The 807-nt window shown below is 62.1% G+C and carries 1 protein-coding gene; it reads left to right on the forward strand.

Features of this window, described 5'->3' with window-relative positions:
- Window positions 1-92: 92 nt before the first annotated feature.
- On the forward strand, window positions 93-807 hold a 715-nt coding region (locus IEV62_RS18110), incomplete at its 3' end, for an IS5 family transposase (protein WP_188449991.1).

Here is an 807-nt window from a genome sequence, read left to right on the forward strand (position 1 = left end):
AGAGGCTGTCTCGAAACGGCGGCGTAATGATAGTGGACGATCGAGCTCCGGTATGATTCCAGAGGGTTGCGACACCTGATCTGGAAGAACCGATGTGGAACCCGACCGCCCGCGTGGAGCATAGCCGCGCGCACCTTCGCTATGGAAGTGATCTTACAGACGCGGAGTGGCGATTAATCGAGCCATATCTGCCACCGCCTCGACACCGGGGTCGGCGGCGGCGCTGGTCCATGCGTCAGGTCATCGAGGCGATTTTCTACGTGCTGCGGTCGGGTTGCCCATGGCGGCTTCTGCCCGACAGTTTTCCGCCGTGGCGCACGGTATATCGTTGGTTTTCGGAGTTTCGCGATCGTCACATTTTCGAGAGCATCAACCATCACCTCGTCCAGCTCGACCGGGTTCGCAGCGGTCGGGAGCCGTGCCCGTCTGCGGGAGTTATCGACAGCCAGAGCGTGAAGACGACCGAAGCCGGTGGGCCACGCGGCTACGACGCCGGCAAGAAGGTGATGGGGCGCAAGCGCCACGCCATGGTCGATACCGACGGACGCGCGCTCGAACTGCTGGTCCATCCCGCCGATGTCCAGGACCGCGATGGCGCGGTGCCCTTGCTCAAGCAATCGCGCCGCCGGCATCCCTTTGTCGAACATGCCTTCGCCGACAGCGCATACAATAGCGAACGCGTCGCCAATGCCACCTCGATCACCATCGAGATCGTTCGTAAGTTCGCAGATCAGACCGGGTTCGTCGTTCACCCCCGCCGATGGGTCGTCGAACGCACCTTCGCATGGATCAACCGAAACAGACGCC

Source organism: Sphingomonas psychrolutea, from assembly GCF_014636175.1.
In the GTDB taxonomy this organism is placed as follows: Bacteria; Pseudomonadota; Alphaproteobacteria; order Sphingomonadales; family Sphingomonadaceae; genus Sphingomonas; species Sphingomonas psychrolutea.